The organism is Actinopolymorpha alba DSM 45243, from assembly GCF_000373925.1.
GTDB classification, from domain to species: Bacteria; Actinomycetota; Actinomycetes; order Propionibacteriales; family Actinopolymorphaceae; genus Actinopolymorpha; species Actinopolymorpha alba.
Map to the genome: position 1 here is coordinate 1 of NZ_KB892768.1, position 20,390 is coordinate 20,390.

Sequence of the window (20,390 nt, forward strand, 5' to 3'; positions counted from 1 at the left end):
TCAGCCCGGTCAAATCGGCCCGATCCAGGTCCAGCCCCCGCCCAAGCGAACCGAATCTGAGGCGCACCGCACCCCAGAAGAAGATCAACGTGGTTGGGTTCCTCGACCGGACCGGCCGCCCTCAGGCGTCCCGCGCTCCCGGCGAGGCGTAGAGAACCATACGTACACCCACAACCGGAGTCAAATCCGCACGTCGTGCGCCCGGACGTGGCGCCGGACAACACATCGGCGCGGGTGCCGATGCCAGCTCGTAGGCGTGGCAGAGCGGCATCCCGCGCCGGTCGTCCCTGCGGTTCAGCAGGCGGTTACAAGGCACTCAGTAGCGCGATCAGGACGCGCCTAGCCGTGTGGTGCCTGCTCAGATCTGGTTCGCGCCTCCGTCAACGTAGAAGTTCGCGCCGACGACGTAGCTGCTCTGTTCCGAGGCCAGGAAGGCCACGACTGCGGCGGCCTCCTCAGGCTGACCCATGCGGCCCCTGGGCACGGTCGCGGCGACATTCTCCTTGACGGCCCGAGCGGTCTCCTCGTCGCCGAAAGCGGAGGTGCCCCCGGGAGTCTCGATCCATGCCGGCGAGACCACGTTGACCCGGATACGACGGTCCTTGAGCTCGTTGGACCACGTCCGCGCGAACGACCGGACGGCCGCCTTCGACGCCGCGTACGCGCCGAACGCCTCTACTCCACGGTCGCCGGCAGTCGAACCGACCAGGACGATCGAGGCTCCGTCGTTGAGCAGCGGCAACGCCTTCTGCACGGTGAACAGCGTGCCCCGGACGTTGACCGCGAAGGTCTGGTCGAAGTGCTCCTCGGTGGTCTGCTCCAGCGTCACGAACGCACCGACCGCCGCGTTCGCCACAAGCACATCCAAACCCTTGCCTCGCGCCCGGACCGCGTCGTAGAGCCGGTCCAGGTCCTCCGGCTTCGAGATGTCGCCGACGACCGCGGTGGCCCGGTCTGCTCCGATGGTCTTGACGGCGGCCTCCAGCTCGGCCTCGCGTCGCCCGGTGACGAACACGTACGCGCCCTCGTCCGCCAGCCGTACGGCGGTGGCCAGACCGATCCCGCTGCTTCCTCCGGTGACCACCGACGTCTTGCCTTCGAGCTGTCCCATGGGGTGTCTCCATCACCTTCTCCGTACCGATCCGTTCGACATCGATACTGCGGGAGCAGCGGAGTACGATCCATGATGCAGAGTCCGGAGTTCTTTACGTATCGTCCAGAAGGAGTGCTCGGTGCTCGGCTTTCGGGATCCAGTGGCTGACGCGATCGGCCTGCTCCGGCCCCGCACGGTGGTCGGGCCCAGCCTCCGGGCCGCGGGAGAGTGGGCGTTGCGCTTCGACACGTTCCTGCACGTGCGGGTCGGCGGCCTCGTGCGCGGCACGTGCTGGTTGATCCTCGACGGGCACGAGCCGGTGCTCCTGCAGGAGGGTGACACCTTCATGCTGGGCAACCCGCCGCCGTACGTGCTGGCCAGCACGCTAGACGCGAGCCCGCGCCCTGCGGAGCCGGTGTGGGCGGGTGCCGAAGACGGGTTCGTGCGGATCGGCCCGGAGTCCGAGGAGGACCTCTACCTCTGCGTCGGGCACATCGCGTTCGACGACAGGAACGCGGCCCTCCTGACCGATCTTCTGCCGCCGCTCGTGATCGTCCGCGCGGCCGATCCTCGTGGCAGGCGGCTCGCGCAGCTCATCGATCTCCTGGCCACCGAGGTCGGGGTCCCCGCCGCCGGCGGCCCGCTGGTGCAGAACCACCTCGCACAGATCCTGCTCGTGCACATGCTGCGCGCTCACGCCGGTCAAACAGACCGGCCCACAGGCTGGCTGGGCGCCCTGAACGAGGACGGCATCGGTGCCGCCCTGCGCGCCGTGCACGCGGACGTGGCGCACTCCTGGAGCCTCAAGGAGCTCGCCGAGATCAGCCACATGTCGCGTTCCGCGTTCGCCCAGGCCTTCAAGAGCCACGTCGGGGTCCCGCCGTTGGAGTACCTGATCCAATGGCGCATGAGCCTCGCCCGCGACGCCCTCGCCCGCGACACTCTGTCGATCTCCGAGCTCGCACGGGCCACGGGCTACCTGTCCGAGAGCGCGTTCAGCACCGCGTTCCGCCGCGTGGTCCGCTCATCGCCCGCACAGTTCCGGAACCAGGCACGGCAGCCACCGCGCTCGGCCGCGAACGGAAGCTGAAGGAGGCGTCCTGTGCTCAGATGGTGCCGCGCCGACGCCGGATCCGGGCGCGTGGTCTTCACCCGCTTCGACCGTCTCGCGCCCTCAATCCCGGCCACTCGCATCGGCCGAGCGGTCTGATCCCGCCCAATCATGATCCCGGCACGTGGGGCGGCCTCCCAGAGCTTGCGGACCCCGGAGACGCGGTAGTTCGCCTCCCACAGCTCGACCAGCTGTGGGATCAGTTCCTCGTCGCGGAGCGCGCGTGCTGACGGGGCGCGGGTCTTGGCGGCGTAGTAGCTGCTCGGAGCCACCTGCAGAAGCCTGCGGATGAGCTCGACTCCGAGCCGGCGACCGTCCACGACGTCGTCCTTGTTCGCGTCGATGAACGCGACTAAGCGCGCTTCAGAACTCAACCGTTCCGGGCCTTCGGCGTTCCGACCAAGCCTAGGGGCGGACAATCTCGACACCGGCGACATTGCGCCGTCCCCGCCGCAGCACCAGCCACCGGCCGTGGAGCAGTTCGGAGGCCTCCGGGACAGCGTCAGGGTCAGTCACCCGCTCGTTGTTGATGTACGCGCCACCCTCCTCGATCGTGCGGCGCGCCGCCGACTTGCTCGGCACCAGGCCGGCGTCGACGAGCAGATCGACCAGCGGCGGCAGGGTGGAGTCGACCTCGACCCGGGTATGCGGTGTTTCTCGCAGCGCCGCGCCAAGGGTGACCTCGTCGATCTCGGCGAGCGTCCCGCGCCCGAACAACGCCGCCGACGCGGCAAGCGCCTTCGCGGTCTCATCCGCCCCGTGCACCAGCGTCGTGAGCTCCTCCGCCAACGCACGTTGCCCCTCCCGTGCCGCCGGGCGTTCCGCCGTGGCCTTCTCCAGCTCCTCGATCTCCTCACGGGACCGGAAGCTGAACGCCCGGAGGTACGTACCAACATCAGCGTCAGCGGTGTTGTAGAGGTACTGGTAGAACGCGTACGGCGACATCAGCTCGCCCGACAACCAGACGCTGCCGCTTTCGGTTTTGCCGAGCTTGCGGCCTTCGGTGTCGGTGAGGAGCGGCGTCGCGAGGGCGTGCACCGTCGTCCCCTCGACCCGACGGATCAGGTCGACCCCCGCCGTGATGTTGCCCCACTGGTCGGAGCCACCCAGCTGGAGCAGGCAGCCGAACCGCTTGAACAGCTCGAGGTAGTCGTACGCCTGCAGGATCTGGTAGCTGAACTCGGTGTAACCGATGCCGAGTTCGGAGTTCAGTCGGGCGCTGACGGCTTCCTTCTGGATCATCTTGTTGACCCGGAAGTGCTTGCCGATGTCCCGCAGGAACTCCAGCGCGCTGATCGGCGCCGTCCAGTCGAGGTTGTTGACGACGATCGCGGCGTTCGGTCCCTCGAACGACACGAAGGGCCGCACCTGATCCTTGATCTTGTCGACCCAGCCCGCGACCACCTCGGGCTCGCGGAGCGTGCGTTCGGCATCTGGCTTGGGATCGCCGATCAGTCCGGTCGACCCGCCCACCAGGATGATCGGCCGGTGGCCCGCCTGCTGGAACCGGCGCGCGGTGAGCAGCTGCACGAGGTTGCCCAGCTGCAGGCTCTGCGCGGACGGGTCGAACCCGACGTAATAGGTGATCGGCCCCGACGCGAGTGCGGTGCGGAGCGCGGCCTCGTCGGTCGTGTGAGCGACCATGCCACGCCAGTGCAGCTCGTCCAGAACTCTGTCGTCCGAGGGACGGGTCACCGTGGTTCCTTCCATGCCGGGTCCGGCAGGTCAGCCGGAGGATTCGTCTCCAAGCGTGCCCGAGGCCCCGGCCGGTTGGGAAACCGGTGGGGTGGTTCGCCGTTTCCTCGGGACGTGTGGTCGGTACGTCGAGACGGTGGGGTCGCCGTCGATCCAGAACCTCCACGGGCGCTCCGCGCCGTTCGATAGCCCCACCCGGGGTCCCCGCCGGATCCGCGACTTCGGCGTACGCCGGCCGAACCGGACCCGCAGCGGCGACGCCGGGTCACAGGCGTCCAGGCCGTTGCAGGCGCGGTCAGCGTCCAGTGCCTGCGCCAGCCGGGCCGGTCCGCGAGCCAACTCACGGGTGGAGCGGGCCGCCGGGCGGCGGGTCCGGGCAAGCTCCACGCCCTCGACCACTTCGCCCGCCCGCACCAGGACCGCGCTCGCCTTGCCCGGAGGGCCGCAGACGAGGTTCATGCACCAGTGCATGCCGTAGGTGAAGTAGACGTAGACGTGGCCGGGTGGGCCGAACATCACGGCGTTGCGGGGAGTCTCGCCGCGGTAGGCGTGGGAGCCGGGGTCGTTGGGTCCGTCGTACGCCTCGACCTCGGCGAGGCGTACGACGACCAGGCCGTCCGGCGTCTCGTGCTCGAGGAACATGCCGAGCAGGTCCGGCGCCACCTGAAGCACCGGCCGGTCGAAGAACGCGCGCAGCTCGTCCGCCGCGCCGCCGGCGCCCGTCTCGTCGCTCATGTCCCTCATCGTCCAGGCAGGTGGCCGCTCAGCGATCGGCGGCCCAGGCGGCGTCCGAACTCACCCGCTCGCCAAGCCCCGCGAGCTGGTCGCGGACGCGCACCGGCGAGGTGCCACCCCTGGCCGCCCGCGCCCGCAGCGCGCCCTCCACGGAAAGGACGGACCGCACCTCCGGGGTGAGCTGCGGCGAGATCGCCGCCAGGTCCGCGTCGGTGAGGTCGGGCAGGTCGATGCCCCGCTGCTCGCAGGCCGCCACGCAGGCGCCGGCGATCTCGTGCGCGTCGCGGAAGGGTACGCCCTGGCGGACCAGCCATTCGGCGATGTCGGTGGCGAGCGCGAAACCGAGCGGTGCGGCGGCGGCCATCCGGGCGGCGTCGAAGGTGCTCGTCGCCACCATGCCCGCCAGCGCCGGCAGCACCAGGAGCAGCTGGTCAACCGTGTCGAAGACCGGCTCCTTGTCTTCCTGCAGGTCACGGTTGTAGGCGAACGGCAGACCCTTCAGGGTCGCCAGCAGGCCGGTCAGGTTACCGATGAGCCGGCCCGACTTGCCCCGGACGAGCTCGGCGATGTCGGGGTTCTTCTTCTGCGGCATGATCGAGCTGCCCGTGGCGAAGGCGTCGTCCAGGCGTACCCACCCGAACTCCGTCGACGCCCACAGGCAGTACTCCTCCCCCAGCCGGGAGAGGTGGACGCCGAGCATCGCCGTACAGAAGAGGAACTCCGCCACGAAGTCGCGGTCGGACACAGTGTCGATGGAGTTCTCGGCGGCGTGCTTGAAGCCGAGCTCGTCAGCCACCGCGTCCGGGTCGAGTGGCAGGGACGAGCCGGCCAGGGCGCCCGCGCCGAGCGGCGACACGGAGGTCCGCGCGTCCCAGTCACGGAGCCGGTCGATGTCGCGGGCCAGGGCGTGGACGTGCTTGGCCAGCTCGTGCCCGAACGACACCGGCTGCGCATGCTGCAGGTGGGTGAAGCCGGGTGCCGCGCTGCCGGCGTGGCGTTCGGCCTGGTCGAGCAGGGCCTGCTGGAGCTCCACGACGGCGACGGCCAGGTGGCGGGCCTGATCGCGGAGGTAGAGCCGGAAGTCGGTGGCCACCTGGTCGTTACGGCTGCGGCCGGCCCGGAGCTTGCCGCCGAGCGGGCCGAGGCGCTGGAGGAGTTCGCGTTCGACGGCGGTGTGGACATCCTCGTCGTCCGCGCTGGGCTGGACCGCGCCGGACGCCACGGCCGCGGCCAGGTCGTCCAGTGCCGTCGTGACCTGGGCCAGCTCGTCGGCGGTGAGCAGGCCGGCCCGGTGGAGGACGCGCGCGTGGGCGCCGGTCTGGCGGATGTCGTACGGCGCGAGCCGCCAGTCGAAGTGCACCGACCTCGACAGGGCGGCCAGCGCCTCCGCCGGGCCACCGGCGAAGCGGCCTCCCCACAGCCGGGTCGTCTCGGCGGGCGGCTGCTGCTCGTTGGTCACGCTGGTCCTTCCTTTGGCGGTGAGCCCCGGAATGATCACGTATACGTGGTCATTGCGGGCTTCCCATGGTGCCGATGCCATGCAAGGCGGGTAATGACCACGTATACGTGATCATTCCGCCGGGGGCGGGTGCCCCCGGAGAAGCTCACGGCGTTACCCGGGCACACCTCCGAGGACCGACCCGTTCGTACGGTGACTCAGGCCTGGCCGAGGTCGCGCTTGGCGGCGATCTTGCTGGGCAGGCCCCACAGCTCGACGAAGCCGCGGGCGAGCGACTGGTCGAACGCGTCGCCCTCGTCGTACGTCGCGAGGTTGAAGTCGTACAACGAGGCGTCGCTGCGCCGGCCGTTCACCACCGCGCGGCCACCGTGCAACGTCATCCGGATGTCGCCCGACACGTGCTGCTGCGAGTCCGCCACGAAGGCGTCCAGGGCCCGCTTCAGCGGCGAGAACCACAGCCCGTCGTACACCAGCTCCGTCCAGCGCTGCTCGACCTGCCGCTTGAACCGGGCCAGGTCCCGCTCCACCGTGACGTTCTCCAACTCCTGGTGGGCGGTGATGAGCGCGATCGCACCCGGCGCCTCGTAGACCTCGCGGCTCTTGATGCCGACCAGCCGGTCCTCCACCATGTCGAGCCGGCCCACACCATGCGCACCCGCGCGGTCGTTGAGCTGCTGGATCGCCTGCAGCGGCGTCACCGGCGTGCCGTCGAGCGCGACGGGACGGCCCTGCTCGAACGTCACGACAACCTCGTCAGCCGCGCGCGCCGCCGTGGGGTTCTGCGTGTAGGAGTAGACCTCCTCGGTCGGGGCGTTCCAGAGGTCCTCGAGGAACCCGGTCTCGACCGCCCGGCCCCAGACGTTCTGGTCGATGGAGAACGGCGACTTCTTGCTGACGTCGATCGGCAGCCCATGGTCCTCGGCGTACGCGATCGCCTTCTCCCGGGTCCAGGCGAAGTCGCGGACCGGGGCGAGCACCTTGAGGTTCGGGGCGAGCGCGCCCACACCGACCTCGAAGCGCACCTGGTCGTTGCCCTTGCCGGTGCAGCCGTGCCCGACGACGCTCGCGCCGTGCTCCTTCGCCGCCGCGACGAGGTGCTTGACGATCAGCGGACGGGACAGCGCCGAGACCAGCGGGTAGCGGTCCATGTAGAGCGCGTTCGTCGCGAGCGCGGGCAGGCAGAACTCCTCGGCGAACTCGTCCTTGGCGTCCACCACGACGGCCTCGACGGCGCCGCACTCCAGCGCCCGCTTGCGGACCGTTTCGAGGTCCTCGCCGCCCTGTCCGACATCGATCGCCACCGCCACGACCTCGGCACCGGTCTGGTCGGCGATCCAGCCGATCGCGACGGAGGTGTCGAGACCCCCGGAGTAGGCGAGTACAACACGCTCTGTCATTTCGGGACTCCTTCGAGTGTCTGCCATAGACGGGTCCTGCGGGTTCTTCGGCGATTGGTCAACGGTGTCATGGGGTCTGGGCGTCGGGCGGCGGGCCGTTTCCGGGCTCGGTGGTCGTCCGTCCCCGAGGCCGGTGCTGGCGGGCGATCGCGAGCAGTTGGTCGGCGACGGCCGTGCCGCCGTCGGGATCCTTGGCGACGACCAGCACGGTGTCGTCGCCGGCGATGGTGCCGAGTACGTCGGGAAGCTCGGCGTGGTCGAGCGCTGACGCGAAGAACTGCGCGGCCCCCGGCGGCGTCCGCAACACCACCAGGTTCGCCGAGGCGACCGCCGAGACGAGCAACTCCCCGCACACCCGGGCCAGCCGCCCTTCCACGACGGCCGGCTCGTGCGGGACCGCTCGCGGGGTCCGGTCACCGCCCTCACCGGGCAGCGCGTAGACCAGGACACCATCGGCGTTGCGGACGCGAACCGCACCCAACTCGTCGAGGTCCCGCGACAGCGTCGCCTGGGTCACCGCGATACCCGCCGCGCCGAGCCGGTCGGCCAGCTCCGACTGGGACCGCACCGCCGACCGGGAGAGGACCTCCACGATGTACTGCTGGCGGGCCGTCTTGGTGGCCGGCCACTTCGGCGTCAACTGCTCGTTGCTCATGCTCGCGTTCGACTCCCCTCGCCCGTCATCGTCGCCGCGCCTCCGAGGTGGGGTGGTCCAGTAGCCAGGCGATCAGGGCCTTCTGGGCGTGTAGGCGGTTCTCCGCCTCGTCCCAGACCACGCTCTGAGGACCGTCGAGGACGCTGGCCGCGATCTCCTTGCCGCGGTAGGCCGGCAGGCAGTGCAGCACGATGGCGTCCGGTGCGGCGTACCCCATTGCCTCCTCGGTGACGGCGTACGGCAGGAACGGCGTCGCCCGGTCCCCCGCCTCGCCCTCCTGGCCCATCGACACCCAGGTGTCGGTGGCCACCACGTCGGTCCGCTCGAGCGCCTCGCGCCGATCGTGGACGACCGCGACCGAGCCGCCGGTTTCGGCGGCCCGCGCCGTCGCTCGCTCCAGGATGGCGGGGTCTGGCAGATACGCCTCCGGTGTACCGATGCGGACGTGCATGCCGGCGGTCGCACCACCGAGGAGATACGAATGGGCCATGTTGTTGGCCCCGTCACCGAGATAAGTGAGGCGGAGACCGGCCAGCCGCCCCTTGTGTTCACGTACGGTCTGAAGGTCGGCGAGGATCTGGCAGGGGTGGAACTCATTGGTCAGGGCGTTGATCACGGGAACGCCGGCATGCGCCGCCATCTCCTCGATCCGCTCCTGCCCGAACGTCCGCCAGACGATCACCGCGACCTGTCGGCCGAGGACCCGCGCGGTGTCGGCGATCGATTCACGGACCCCGATCTGTGCGAGCCGGGCGTCGACGACCATGGGGTAACCGCCGAGGTCGGCGACACCGACGGTGAACGACGTCTGCGTGCGCAGCGTCGGCTTGTCGAACAGGATGGCGACCGACTTCGGTCCCTCCAGCGGGCGGTGGGCGAGCCGGTCCTTCTTCATCGCGTCGGCCAGGTCGAGGACCTGGGCCTGCTCGTCGGGAGTCAGGTCGTCATCGCGCAGGAAGTGGCGGGCCATCAGGACTCCTTCACGAGTACGGCATCGAGAATGCCGGGCAGCCTGTCAAGGAAGGCTTGCACCTGCTCGGCGGTGACGATGAGCGGGGGTGCGAGGCGTACGGCGTCCGGCTGGACCGCGTTCACGAGGAAACCGGCGTCCTGGGCGGCTTTCTGGACCTCGCCGGACTTCGGTTGCGTGAGTACGACGGCCCGCCACAACCCCTGACCACGGACTCCGGCGAGCAGCGGGTGCTGGATCGCCGCGATCCCGCTGGCGAGCTGCTCCCCCACCGTCACGACGTGTGCGAGCAGGCCGTCCTTCTCGATGGTGTCCAGGACGGCGAGCGCCGCCGCGCACGCCACCGGGTTGCCGCCGAAGGTGGACCCGTGGTCACCCTTGCCGAAGGTCTGGCCAAACGTGCCGACACCGATGCAGGCGCCGATGGGCAACCCGCCGCCGAGGCCCTTCGCCAGCGTGAGCACGTCGGGCCGGACCCCCTCGTGCTGGTGGGCGAACCACGTGCCGGTCCGGCCGATACCGCTCTGGATCTCGTCGAGCACCAGCACCGCGCCGGTCGCGTCGCAGAACTCCCGCGCCGCGGTGAGGTATCCGTCGGGTGGAGGCACCACGCCGGCCTCCCCCTGTGTCGGCTCGAGGAAGACGCCCGCGCACTCGTCGGTGACAGCGGCCTTCAGGGCGTCGACGTCACCGTACGGAACGAACCTCACATCCACGCCGTACGGCGCGAACGGCTCGCGGATCGCGGCCTTACCCGTCAGCGCGAGAGCGCCCATGGTCCGGCCGTGGAAGCCGTTCTCGGCGGCCACGACGTAGTTACGACTGGTGCCATTGGCGTGTCGGCGGACCAGCTTGAACGCCGCCTCGTTGGCCTCGGTGCCGCTGTTGGTGAAGAACACCCGGGCCTCCTGCTGCAGAAGACCGAGCAGCTTTTCCGCCAGCAGGATCTCCGGCTGGTGGAGGAAAAGGTTGGAGGTGTGGGCGATCGTCGCCACCTGGCGCGACACCGCGTCGACGAGTGCTGGGTGTGCGTGCCCGAGCGAGGACACCGCAATCCCGGCGATGAAGTCGAGGTAGGCGTTGCCGTCGACGTCCCACACCCGGCAGCCCTCGCCACGGGCCAGCGCCACTGGCGGCGTGCCGTAGGTGGGCATCAGCGCGTCGTCGAACCGCCGTGCCCAGGCGTCATATTGGGGCCAGAGGCTCACGGCTGTTCCTCCTTCGTCGCGGGTACGACCATCGTCCCGATTCCTTCGTTGGTGAAGACCTCGAGCAGCAGCGAGTGCGCGACCCGCCCGTCGATCACGTGGGCCTGGGGTACGCCGCCCTGGACCGCGCGCAGGCACGCCTCCATCTTCGGCACCATGCCCGAGGCCAGCGTGGGCAGGAGTTCGGCGAGCTCGTCCGCGTCGAGCTCACTGACCGGCTCGGTGGCGGTGGGCCAGTCGCGGTAGAGCCCCTCGACATCAGTGAGCACGACGAGCTTGCGGGCACCGAGCGCCACCGCCAGCGCCGCGGCCGCCGTGTCGGCGTTGACGTTGTGGATCAGACCGTCCTCGTCGGGCGCGACACTCGACACCACCGGAATCCGGCCGGCGTCAATGAGGTCTTGCACCGCCTCCGGGCGGACCGACACGACGTCGCCGACCAGACCGATATCGACGGCTTCGCCGTCCACCGTGGCGGTACGGCGCTCGGCGGTGAACAACCCCGCGTCCTCGCCGGACAGCCCGACGGCGAACGGCCCGTGCGAGTTGACCAGGCCGACCAACTCCCGGCCCACCTGGCCGACCAGCACCATCCGGACGACCTCCATCGCCTCCGGCGTCGTCACGCGAAGACCCCCGCGGAACTCACTGGGGATGTCGAGCCGGCGAAGCATCTCGCTGATCTGCGGGCCACCGCCGTGGACGACCACGGGACGCAGGCCGGCGTACCGCAGGAAGACGATGTCCTGCGCGAACGCCTGCTTGAGGGCGTCGTCGATCATCGCGTTGCCGCCGTACTTGATCACGACGATCGCGCCGTGGAACTGCTGGAACCACGGCAGTGCCTCGATGAGGGTCCCGGCCTTCTCCTGGGCCAGGGCGCGGTCTCTGTTCTTCACTGTGCTCATGGTCGCGTCGAACGTTCCAATGCTCAGGTGGAGTAGGCGGAGTTCTCGTGGACGTAGGCGTGGGTGAGGTCGTTGGTCCAGATCGTCGCGGTCTCCGCGCCGGCCTTGAGGTCGACCGTCACGCTGACCTCGCGGCCGGAAAGGTCAACCAGGTCACGGGATTCGCCGATACCGCCGTTCCGGCACACCCAGACACCGTTGAACGCGACATCCAGGGTGGCTGGGTCGAACGCCGCACCGGTGGTGCCGACCGCCGCGAGGATCCGGCCCCAGTTGGCGTCCTTGCCGAACACCGCACACTTGAAGAGGTTGTTCCGTGCGATGGATCGGCCCACCTCGACCGCGTCGTCCTCGCTGGCCGCGTTGACCACCTCGATCGCGATGTCGTGTTCGGCGCCCTCGGCGTCCCCGATGAGCTGCCGGGCGAGATCGGCACAGACCTCGCGCACCGCGGCGGCGAACTCGTCGTACGCCGGTGCCACGCCTGACGCCCCGCTGGCCATCAGCAGCACGGTGTCGTTGGTGGACATGCATCCGTCGGAGTCGAGCCGGTCGAACGTCACGCTGGTCGCCGACCGCAGCGCCAGGTCCGCCGTGACCGAGTCGACCTCGGCATCGGTGGTGAGCACGACCAGCATCGTGGCGAGCGAAGGCGCGAGCATGCCGGCGCCCTTGGCCATGCCGCCCACGGTCCAACCGGCGCCGGATCGCACTGCCTGCTTGGAGCGGGTGTCGGTCGTCATGATCGCGGTGGCCGCCGCGTCGCCGCCGTCAACCGCGAGTTGCGTAACGGCCTTCTCGATGCCGGCCAGGAGTTTGTCGCGTTCGAGTTGGATGCCGATCAGGCCGGTGGAGCACACGGCCACGTCGATCGCGCCTACGCCGAGCTTGTCAGCGACGAGTTCGGCCGAGGCGTGGGTGTTCTGGAAACCCTCCGGGCCCGTGTAGCAGTTGGCGCCGCCGGAGTTGAGTACGACGGCACGGACCTGGCCGTCCTTGCAGGCCTGCTCGCTCCACAGGACGGGGTTGGCCTTGCAACGGTTCTCGGTGAAGACGACGGCGGCGGCGTGGCTCGGACCGTCGTTGACAACAAGGGCGACATCGGGATTTCCGCTGGCCTTGAGTCCGGCGGTGACGCCGGTGGCACGGAATCCCTTGGGGGCGGTAACGCTCACAACGTCCTCTTCAGGAATAAGGAACACGTGCCGGAGACGGGTGGCCCGGCAGTGGATCGGATTGTCAGGCAGCGATGGGGTGGACCGACCTGGATCGTCGTCGGCGCGCCCGCCACCTCATGGCACTCATGGCGCCAGCCCGATCGTGGTGAGGCCGGTCGTCTCCGGAAGCCCCAACGCGAGATTCATGCACTGCACGGCGCCGCCCGCGGTCCCCTTGGCGAGGTTGTCCATCGCGGCGACGGCCACCATCCGCCCGGCCCGCTCGTCAACCGCGACTTGCGCGACGACGGTGTTGGCGCCGGCGGTGGCGGCGGTGCTCGGCCAGGTGCCGTCCGGCAGCAGGTGAAGGAACGCCTCACCGGCCCACGCGTCGGCGTACGCCCGGCGGACCGCAGCGGTGTCAACCCCGGCTTGCACCCGCGCCGTGCAGGTCGCGAGGATGCCGCGCGGCATCGGCGCCAGCGTGGGCGTGAACGACACGGTGACCGCGTCGCTGGTAACCCGGCGGAGGTTCTGCTCGATCTCGGGGGTGTGCCGGTGGACACCGCCGACGGAGTACGCCGACACCGCGCCCATCACCTCGCTGCCGAGAAGCTGCGGTTTGGGGGACTTGCCCGCTCCGGAGGTGCCGGACGCGGCGACGATCACGATGTCCTGCGTCTCGACCAGGCCGGCGGCGACGGCGGGCAGCAGGGCCAGGCTCGAGACCGTCGGGTAGCAGCCGGGCACCGCGATCCGCCGGGCGGCGCGCAGCTGGGCACGCTGCCCCGGGAGCTCCGGCAGGCCGTAGGGCCAGGTGCCAGCGTGCTCACCGGCGTACCACCGCTCCCAGTCGGCCGGGTCCTCGAGCCGGAAGTCCGCACCGCAGTCGATCACCAGGGTGCTGTCCGGCAGGCTCGCGGCGACGGCGGCGGACTGGCCGTGGGGCAGGGCGAGAAAGACCACATCGTGACCGGCAAGGGTTTCCGGCGTGGTCTCGGCGAGCACCCGGTCGGCGAGCGGGATTAGGTGCGGCTGGTGCTGGGCGAGCGGCGTACCAGCGTTCCCGCCCGCGGTCAGCGCGCCCACCTCGATTTCGGGGTGGCCGAGAAGGATGCGCAGCAACTCACCGCCGGCATAGCCGCTCGCTCCGGCGACCGCCGCTCTGAAGCCCACTTGTGCACGCCCTTCCCAGCCGGCCCGCTCATGCCGGACCGCTCCAACACCGAACCCGCATGAGTATGCATCAGGTCGCAATCTCATGCAAGCGAGCCCAGGTTGTCAGAGGTTTCTCGGTCTCTTAGCCGAGAAATCTCTGACAAACCGGTCAACTCAGCGGGTGTGACCGGCGGCGCCCGCGAGAGTCAGCGTCTCGGCGAAGTGGCAGGCGGACAGGTGCTTCGAGCCGGTCTCGCGGAGGTCGGGGACCTCAGTCGGGCACCGGTCCTGACGTACGTGCGGGCACCTCGTGTGGAACAGACACCCCGACGGGAGGTTCGCCGCGTCCGGTAGGTCGTCGGGAAGGCCGTGCTCGTGCCGCTGCCTGCGTCGGTGCGGGTTGGGCAGGGGTACGGCGTTCAGCAGTGCCTCGGTGTACGGGTGGTGCGGCGTGCTGTACAGCGACGAGGTGTCGGCGGTCTCGACAATGGAGCCGAGGTACATCACCGTCACCCGGTCGCAGAGGTGCTCGACCACCGAGAGGTCGTGGGAGATGAACAGATAGGTCAGGTTGAGCTCGTCCTGCAGATCGCCGAGCAGGTTGAGGATCTGGGCCCGCACCGACACGTCGAGAGCCGAGACCGCCTCGTCGGCGATCACCAGTCGCGGCCGGGTGATCAGGGCGCGGGCGATGTTGATCCGCTGGCGTTCCCCGCCGGAGAACGCGTGTGGATAGCGGTGCATGTACTCCGGCCGCAGCCCCACCTGGCGCAGCATCTCCGCCACCTGGTCCTGCAACTCCGTACCCGCGGCCAGGCGGTTGGTCCTGAGCGGCTCGCCCACCAGCTGCAGCAGGGTCATCCGCGGGTTGAGCGAGGAGAACGGGTCCTGGAAGACGACCCGGATCTCGCGGCGGTACGGCGCCAGGTCGCGGTTACGCAGGCCCGCGAGGTCGACGACAGAGCCGCTGGACGTCTCGTAGTGGATCTGTCCCGAGGTCGGTTTGAGGACCCGGGCGAGGCAGCGGCCCAGCGTGGTCTTGCCGCAGCCGGATTCGCCGACCAGGCCGACGGTCTCACCCGGCCTGATCGTGAGGTTGACGTTGTTGACCGCACGGATCGTGCCGGTCGTACGACCGAACATGCCGCGCTTGATCGGGAACTCCATCGACAGCCCGCTCACATCGAGCAGGGGCCTCTCCTCCCGCGCCGGCACGCCCGCGTGGCGCCCCCGCTCACGGGTGACGACGGCCGCGGCCGGACGGGCCGGCACCGCCGCGACCGCTTCCTTGACCGTTTCCCGGACCGCAGCTTGCCGGGCAGCAGCGGCACCGGCTGGTTCGCCGAGCGTCCGAGAGACCGCCTCCTTGGTCGCGCCGTTCTCGTCGTACAGGTGACAGAGGGCGAGGTGCCCTGACCCGAAGCTGGCCATCGGCGGGTCGATCGTGTCGCACAGGCCTGCGATCACGTGGTCGCACCGGGTGTGGAACGGACACCCTGCCGGGCGGTGCTGGGGGTGCGGGACCATGCCCTGGATCGCGGCCAGGCGCTGGCGGGCCCTGTCTCCCCGCATGGCCGGGATGGACCGGAGCAGCGCCTGGGTGTAGGGATGCTTCGGGTGGTCGAAGATCTCCTCCACGCTGCCGTGTTCGGCGACCTTGCCGAGGTACATCACCGTCACCTCGTCGGCGATCTCGGCGACCACGCCAAGGTCGTGGGTGATGAAGACCATCGCCATACCGGTCTGTTCCTGTAGGTCCTTCAGCAGGTCGAGGATTCGCGCCTGGGTGGTCACGTCGAGCGCCGTCGTCGGCTCGTCGGCGATGAGCAGGGCCGGGTCGCACGACAGCGCGATCGCGATCATGACCCGCTGGCACATGCCACCGGAGAGCTGGAAGGAGTACGCGTCCATCCGGCGTTCTGGCTGCGGGATCCCTACCCGGCGCAGCTGGGTGATCGCGCGGTCGCGCGCCTCCGCCTTCGACATCGGCAGGTGGAGCTGGATCGCCTCCATCAACTGGTCGCCGATGGTGTACATGGGTGACAGCGACGCCATCGGCTCCTGGAACACCATCCCGATCTCGGCGCCCCGCACCCGCCGCAGGTGCTCCCCGTGTGGGTCCAGGCCCGCCAGGTCCACCCAGGATGCATTCTCGTCCGGTCGCCACGAGATGGACCCTCCGACGAGCCGACCCGGGCGCTCCACCAACTGCAGGATCGACCGGGCGGTGACCGACTTGCCGCAGCCGGACTCGCCGACCACACAGACCGTCTTGCCCTTCGGCACCTCGAGGTTCACGCCGTCGACCGCCCTCACCACCCCCTCACGAGTGACGAAGTGCGTCCGCAGGTCCTTGATGCGAAGCAGCGCCGTCCCGTCGTCAGCCGCGGGCACGGTGGGCGGCACCACCGCCCCACGGCGTGCGCGCCTCCCACGCGGGCGGGCGCCACCTTGGACGATCTCGCGGGTCTGCGGAGTCTGGTTCATCGGAGTCTCCTCGCACACGGATCGAGCACCGGCCGGCTCGGGATGTTCAGTGCTTGTACGGGTCCGCCGCGTCGCGCAGGCCGTCGCCCAGGAAGTTCAGGGAGAGTACGGCAATCACGACGGCGACGCCGGGCAGCAGCAACCACGGCGCGGTTGAAACCGCCCTGATGTTCTGTGCCTCCTGGAGCAGGACTCCCCAACTCACGACCGGCGGCTGAAGGCCGAGTCCGAGGAAGGACAGCGAGGTCTCGGCCAGGATCATGCCGGGAATCGACAGGGTGAGCGACGCGATCAGGTAGCTGGAGAACGACGGCAGCATGTGCCGGAAGATGATGCGCGGCTGGCTCGCGCCGTCGACCTGGGCAGCGGTGACGAAGTCCTCTTCTCGCAGCGAGAGGAAACGGCTGCGCACCACCCGGGCCAGGTGCGTCCACGCGATCATCGACAGGATGACGGTGACCGCGAAGTACCGCTGTAACGGTCCCCATCCAGGCGGCACGGCGGCGGCCAGGGCGAGCCACAGCGGGAGCGTCGGGATCGACATGAAGAACTCCACCACCCGTTGAATCCCGGTGTCCACGATGCCGCCGAAGAACCCCGAGATGCCGCCGAGGAGGAGGCCCAGAACGAACGCGACCGCGACACCGACCAGACCGATCGACATCGAGATTCGCGCACCATGAATGATGCGGGACAACAGGTCGTGGCCGGTGCGGTCCGCGCCCAGCAGATACATCGGGGGCGCCTTCGTACCCCCCGACGTGCCCAACAGGTGAATGTCAGTTGTGATGAGCCCCAGGAGTTTGTACTCCTCGCCGTGCGCGAACAGCTGGACCGGCACCTTCTTGGACTCGTCGGTGGTCCAGGTGAGCGCCAGCGTTTCCGGATTCTGTTCTGACTTGTAGCCGTAGACATAAAGGCCCCACTCGCCCTCGTCCAGAACGTGGAGCCGCTGCGGCGGGGCATACGCATAGTCGGGGTTGTAGTGCTCGCTGGAGTACGGCGCCAGGAACTCCGCGAAGATCGCCCCCAGATAGATCGCCACGATGACGATCATCCCCGCCATAGCCAGCCGGTGCCGCTTGAATCCCCACCAGACAAGCTTCCACTGCGGCGCGACCGCCACCGCTCCTTGTCCGGCGTCGGTGGATGTCACGGATGTCTGCACCTCAGGGCCTTCCCCGACAGGCAGAGTCTGCGTCATGGTCCGCTCCTCTCACCGATACCTCAGCCGAACCCGCGGATCCAGCCAGGCCAGCAGGATGTCCGAAATCAACGTTCCGATCACCGTGAGCACGCTGACGATCAGGACGATCGATCCGGCGAGGTACATGTCCTGAGCCTTCAGGGCGTTCAGCAACAACGGTCCGGCTGTATCGAGCGACAACACCTGCGCCACGATGACCTCACCCGACACCAGACCCGGCAGAATCCATCCCACGGTGGAGAAGAAGGGAATCAGGGCCACCCGCAACGGATACTTCACGGTCAACCGGCGTTCGCGCATGCCGCGCGCGCGGGCGGCGATGACGTACGGCTTGTGGAGTTCGTCGAGCAGATTGGCCCGCAGCACCCTGATCAGGCCCGCGGTGCCGGCCGCACCCAACACCAGGATCGGTACCCACAGATGTCCCAACAGGTCGAGCAGCTTGCCGAGATTCCAGTTGGAATCTCGGTACTCCGGTGAGAGCAATCCCCCAACGCTCTGGCCGAAATAGGTGAGACTGACCCACATCAAGATCAGCGCGATGAGGAACTCCGGAATGGCGATACCGAGGAAGCCGATGGTGGTGGCCACGTAGTCACCGACGGAGTACTGCCGTACGGCGGAGTAGACACCGATCGGGAACGCCACGACCCAGGTGACCAATAGGGCGCTGATCGTCAACATGGCGCTCAGCGGCACCTTACCCGCCAGCAGCTCACTTACCGGTTTGTTCCAGATGAACGACTGACCGAAGTCGCCGTCCATGACGATCCGGCTGATCCAGGTCCAGTACTGCACGATCATCGGCTGATCCAGGCCGTACTGTGCCTTGAGGGCCGCGAGCTGGGCCTGGTCCACCACGTCGCCCTGGGCCGAGAGCTGCGCCACCACCGTGGTCAGGTAATCGCCCGGAGGAAGTTGAATGATCACGAACGACACGATGGAGATCGCGAAGATCATCGGAATCATCAACAGAATCCGACGACCGATGTATCCCAGCATGGCGGATACCTCCTTGCCATGAGCCGGCCAGAACACGATGGCGGCGCCCACTCCGGGAGAAGGACCTGCCTGTTTGTTTCGGCGTGGCCTCGCTCCCGGAGCAGGACCGGCTGCCTACTCGATGAAGAACTGCGCCGGCTGGACCGGGTAGGGCGTGTTGAAGACCGGTGCTTCTGGAATGACCTTCGGAACGTTGCGGAAGTTGTTCTTGACGATTCCGTAGGTCTTCGCGACCCGGACGACACCCATGGCGTAGAACTGCTCCTTGGAGATCTGCAGGATCTGCCGGAAGAGTTCTTTCCGCGCTTCGGCGTCCGGTGTCTTGAGGAGCTGCCAGTAGATCTCCATCTGCTTCAGGGTCTCCGGTGGCGGCTTCTCCCCGTCGGGATTCGTCCCGCGCGATTCGAAGTACTTCCGCCACAGCTCGGCGTAGTTGGACTCGTTGCTGAACGGGAAGTACCACCGGCACTCGAGCATCTCGCCCTTGAGGCCGCCGTCTCCCGACCACACCGTGGCGTCGTGCTCGTTGGCGTCGTCCTTGCGCTCGTAGAAGAGCGAGCGGTCCTCGTTCTTGACCTTGGCGTCGACACCGACCTTCTTCCAGTACTCGCAGACGGCGTTCGTGCCGTCGACCCAGAACGGCACGGGCGAGGGGCTTGCCACCTCCACCTGGAAGGTGAGCCGTTTGCCGTCTGGCCGTAGGCGGAAACCCTCACCGTCCTTCTGGGTGAGGCCTGCCTTGTCGAGGTACTCGTTCGCCTTCGCGACGTCGTACTCGATGTACTGCTTGGCGAACTCCTCGTCGTAGAACTCCGAGTCGGCCGCCGGTGCCGCCTGCCAGGGCTCGCCCTGCCGCTGCCAGATCGACTTGATCATCTCTTCGCGGTTGATCGCGTGTGAGAGGCCGATACGGAAGTCCTTGTTCTGGAAGATCTTCCGCAGCACAGGGTTCTTGTGGTTGAGATTGAGCGCGACCACCATGTCGTTCATGAGCGTGTTGCGCAGGTCGATGAAGTGGTACTTGCCCTTCTCGCGGTCCCTCGCCAGCACGGGCTTGTTGAGCAGGCTGTTGATGTGCCGGGTGGTGAAGTCGAGTTCGCCGTTGGTCGCCTTGAGCAGGATCACCTGCGGCTCGGAGATGACGTCGTACGTCACCCTGTCGAGGTAGGGAAGCTGACTCCCGTCGGGGTCGGTCTTCCAGTAGTAGGGGTTCCGCTCGGCGACCACGCGGTTGCCCTTGCCCAGCGGCTCCACGATCTTCCACGGGTTGAGCGTCGGCTTGTCGGCGTTGGCCCAACCATCCGCCTTCGCACCGTAGAGATCCTTCCACAGCGGGTACTTCTCTTGTTTGGCGAGCTTCTCAACATCCGGGTTGTACTTCTTGTGGAACTGCTTCAGGTAATGGAGCGGGGTGTTCGTGAAGCGTCCTTCGGTCGCCAACCTCGCCATGAAGAGGCCGGTCGGCTTCGAGAACGTGAACTCGACCGTGTAGTCGTCGAGCTTCTTGATCGTCGCCCGCTCGTCGTCGCTGAGGAGGACGTAGGGAGTGACGGGGTTGATCTCCTCGTTGAAGGCGACGTCGTTGACGGAGAACACCACGTCGTCAGCGGTGAACGGCTCGCCGTCCGACCACTTCAGGCCTTCGCGCAGGGTGATGGTGAAAACCCGTCCGTCCGCTGAGGCCTCGACCTTCTCGGCGACGTTGGGCAGACCCTTCTGGTCGTCGTTCCACTCTGGATCCCAGCGGAAGAGGTTCTCACCGCCCAACGTTCGACCCAGCCACGGGGTGTCTGACGCGTTGAGGAGCGCGCATCGCCAGGTGCCGCCGTACGTGCCGATCTTCTCAGTCGGCTGGAGGACGACCGGATTCTTCGGCAATCGCTCCTCCAGCTTGGGCAACTTCCCGTCAGCCGCGAGCTTGGCGAGGCTGGGCGCTTCCTTGCCCTTGGCGGCAGCACTTCTCGGCGCGCCGGCCTTTTCGGTGCTCGGATCGGTGGAAAGGAAGGAACAGCTGGTGAGCGAGGCCGCGGCGAGAGTGCCCCCACCCCACAGAAGGAGGTCTCGCCGGGAAGGTCGGACATGGTCGTGCGGTGGAGTCATCGCGCAACCCCTCTCGTCGGGCTCGGGAGAGACGTTCACCGGAATGGG

Annotated in this window: 16 protein-coding genes and 1 pseudogene; 1 reads left to right on the plus strand and 16 read right to left on the minus strand. The window is 68.4% G+C overall.

The features are described 5' to 3' along the window. Positions 1 to 358 precede the first annotated feature (358 nt). Positions 359 to 1,111 (minus strand): SDR family NAD(P)-dependent oxidoreductase, encoded by a 753-nt coding sequence (locus B141_RS0122700; protein ID WP_020577481.1) that lies wholly within the window; start codon positions 1,109 to 1,111, stop codon positions 359 to 361. 121 nt (positions 1,112 to 1,232) lie between these two features. On the opposite strand from B141_RS0122700, the gene B141_RS0122705 reads away from it, so the two are divergent. After that, entirely contained in the window at positions 1,233 to 2,183 is a 951-nt protein-coding gene (locus tag B141_RS0122705) for an AraC family transcriptional regulator (protein WP_020577482.1), read from the plus strand. A 23-nt stretch (positions 2,184 to 2,206) separates the two neighbouring features. On the opposite strand, the pseudogene B141_RS47705 reads toward B141_RS0122705, so the two are convergent. The 15 genes and pseudogenes from B141_RS47705 to B141_RS0122775 all read right to left on the minus strand — a co-directional run. Continuing rightward, positions 2,207 to 2,560, minus strand: a pseudogene (locus tag B141_RS47705) (IS3 family transposase); the annotation flags it as partial. A 49-nt stretch (positions 2,561 to 2,609) separates the two neighbouring features. Continuing rightward, a complete protein-coding gene (gene tyrS, locus B141_RS0122710) occupies positions 2,610 to 3,914 on the minus strand; it encodes a tyrosine--tRNA ligase (RefSeq protein WP_020577483.1) in 1,305 nt (434 codons plus the stop codon). A gap of 15 nt (positions 3,915 to 3,929) precedes the next feature. After that, positions 3,930 to 4,634, minus strand: coding sequence for a DNA-3-methyladenine glycosylase (locus tag B141_RS42185; RefSeq protein WP_020577484.1), 705 nt, complete (start codon positions 4,632 to 4,634; stop codon positions 3,930 to 3,932). A 28-nt stretch (positions 4,635 to 4,662) separates the two neighbouring features. Beyond that, positions 4,663 to 6,174: an argininosuccinate lyase gene (argH, locus tag B141_RS0122720; RefSeq protein WP_084678454.1), complete on the minus strand. Its 1,512-nt coding sequence runs from the start codon at positions 6,172 to 6,174 to the stop codon at positions 4,663 to 4,665. Positions 6,175 to 6,290: 116 nt separating this feature from the next. Further along, positions 6,291 to 7,490, minus strand: coding sequence for an argininosuccinate synthase (locus B141_RS0122725; RefSeq protein WP_020577486.1), 1,200 nt, complete (start codon positions 7,488 to 7,490; stop codon positions 6,291 to 6,293). A gap of 67 nt (positions 7,491 to 7,557) precedes the next feature. After that, positions 7,558 to 8,145, minus strand: coding sequence for an arginine repressor (locus B141_RS0122730; RefSeq protein WP_020577487.1), 588 nt, complete (start codon positions 8,143 to 8,145; stop codon positions 7,558 to 7,560). Positions 8,146 to 8,170: 25 nt separating this feature from the next. Further along, positions 8,171 to 9,115, minus strand: a complete 945-nt coding sequence (gene argF, locus B141_RS0122735; RefSeq protein ID WP_020577488.1) for an ornithine carbamoyltransferase — start codon at positions 9,113 to 9,115, stop codon at positions 8,171 to 8,173. Then, positions 9,115 to 10,323: an acetylornithine transaminase gene (locus B141_RS0122740; protein WP_020577489.1), complete on the minus strand. Its 1,209-nt coding sequence runs from the start codon at positions 10,321 to 10,323 to the stop codon at positions 9,115 to 9,117. The genes argF and B141_RS0122740 overlap by 1 nt, the downstream gene beginning before the upstream one ends. Then, positions 10,320 to 11,231, minus strand: a complete 912-nt coding sequence (argB, locus tag B141_RS0122745; RefSeq protein WP_020577490.1) for an acetylglutamate kinase — start codon at positions 11,229 to 11,231, stop codon at positions 10,320 to 10,322. Before argB ends, B141_RS0122740 begins: the two co-directional genes overlap by 4 nt. A 23-nt stretch (positions 11,232 to 11,254) precedes the next feature. After that, positions 11,255 to 12,406 carry a bifunctional glutamate N-acetyltransferase/amino-acid acetyltransferase ArgJ gene (gene argJ, locus B141_RS0122750; protein ID WP_020577491.1) on the minus strand — a complete coding sequence of 384 codons (1,152 nt, stop codon included), beginning with the start codon at positions 12,404 to 12,406 and terminating at the stop codon, positions 11,255 to 11,257. Positions 12,407 to 12,532: 126 nt separating this feature from the next. Continuing rightward, positions 12,533 to 13,564, minus strand: a complete 1,032-nt coding sequence (argC, locus tag B141_RS0122755; protein WP_020577492.1) for an N-acetyl-gamma-glutamyl-phosphate reductase — start codon at positions 13,562 to 13,564, stop codon at positions 12,533 to 12,535. Between the two features lie 156 nt (positions 13,565 to 13,720). Then, the gene (locus B141_RS42190) at positions 13,721 to 16,033 is read right to left on the minus strand and encodes an ABC transporter ATP-binding protein (protein ID WP_020577493.1); all 2,313 of its coding nucleotides are present in this window, start codon (positions 16,031 to 16,033) and stop codon (positions 13,721 to 13,723) included. A 46-nt stretch (positions 16,034 to 16,079) separates the two neighbouring features. Further along, positions 16,080 to 17,237 carry an ABC transporter permease gene (locus tag B141_RS0122765; RefSeq protein ID WP_020577494.1) on the minus strand — a complete coding sequence of 386 codons (1,158 nt, stop codon included), beginning with the start codon at positions 17,235 to 17,237 and terminating at the stop codon, positions 16,080 to 16,082. A 12-nt stretch (positions 17,238 to 17,249) separates the two neighbouring features. Next, positions 17,250 to 18,242 (minus strand): ABC transporter permease, encoded by a 993-nt coding sequence (locus B141_RS0122770; RefSeq protein ID WP_020577495.1) that lies wholly within the window; start codon positions 18,240 to 18,242, stop codon positions 17,250 to 17,252. Positions 18,243 to 18,356: 114 nt separating this feature from the next. After that, on the minus strand, positions 18,357 to 20,342 hold the full coding sequence (locus tag B141_RS0122775) for an ABC transporter substrate-binding protein (protein WP_020577496.1): 1,986 nt from the start codon (positions 20,340 to 20,342) through the stop codon (positions 18,357 to 18,359). Positions 20,343 to 20,390 lie beyond the last annotated feature (48 nt).

Excerpts from the sequence above, each read along its gene's own strand:
- B141_RS0122700 (WP_020577481.1), bottom strand. The coding sequence starts at position 1,111 with ATGGGACAGCTCGAAGGCAAGACGTCGGTGGTCACCGGAGGAAGCAGC.
- tyrS (WP_020577483.1), bottom strand. The coding sequence starts at position 3,914 with ATGGAAGGAACCACGGTGACCCGTCCCTCGGACGACAGAGTTCTGGAC.
- B141_RS42185 (WP_020577484.1), bottom strand. The coding sequence starts at position 4,634 with ATGAGCGACGAGACGGGCGCCGGCGGCGCGGCGGACGAGCTGCGCGCG.
- argH (WP_084678454.1), bottom strand. The coding sequence starts at position 6,174 with ATGGCATCGGCACCATGGGAAGCCCGCAATGACCACGTATACGTGATC.
- B141_RS0122725 (WP_020577486.1), bottom strand. The coding sequence starts at position 7,490 with ATGACAGAGCGTGTTGTACTCGCCTACTCCGGGGGTCTCGACACCTCC.
- B141_RS0122730 (WP_020577487.1), bottom strand. The coding sequence starts at position 8,145 with ATGAGCAACGAGCAGTTGACGCCGAAGTGGCCGGCCACCAAGACGGCC.
- argF (WP_020577488.1), bottom strand. The coding sequence starts at position 9,115 with ATGGCCCGCCACTTCCTGCGCGATGACGACCTGACTCCCGACGAGCAG.
- argB (WP_020577490.1), bottom strand. The coding sequence starts at position 11,231 with ATGAGCACAGTGAAGAACAGAGACCGCGCCCTGGCCCAGGAGAAGGCC.
- B141_RS42190 (WP_020577493.1), bottom strand. The coding sequence starts at position 16,033 with ATGAACCAGACTCCGCAGACCCGCGAGATCGTCCAAGGTGGCGCCCGC.
- B141_RS0122765 (WP_020577494.1), bottom strand. The coding sequence starts at position 17,237 with ATGACGCAGACTCTGCCTGTCGGGGAAGGCCCTGAGGTGCAGACATCC.
- B141_RS0122770 (WP_020577495.1), bottom strand. The coding sequence starts at position 18,242 with ATGCTGGGATACATCGGTCGTCGGATTCTGTTGATGATTCCGATGATC.
- B141_RS0122775 (WP_020577496.1), bottom strand. The coding sequence starts at position 20,342 with ATGACTCCACCGCACGACCATGTCCGACCTTCCCGGCGAGACCTCCTT.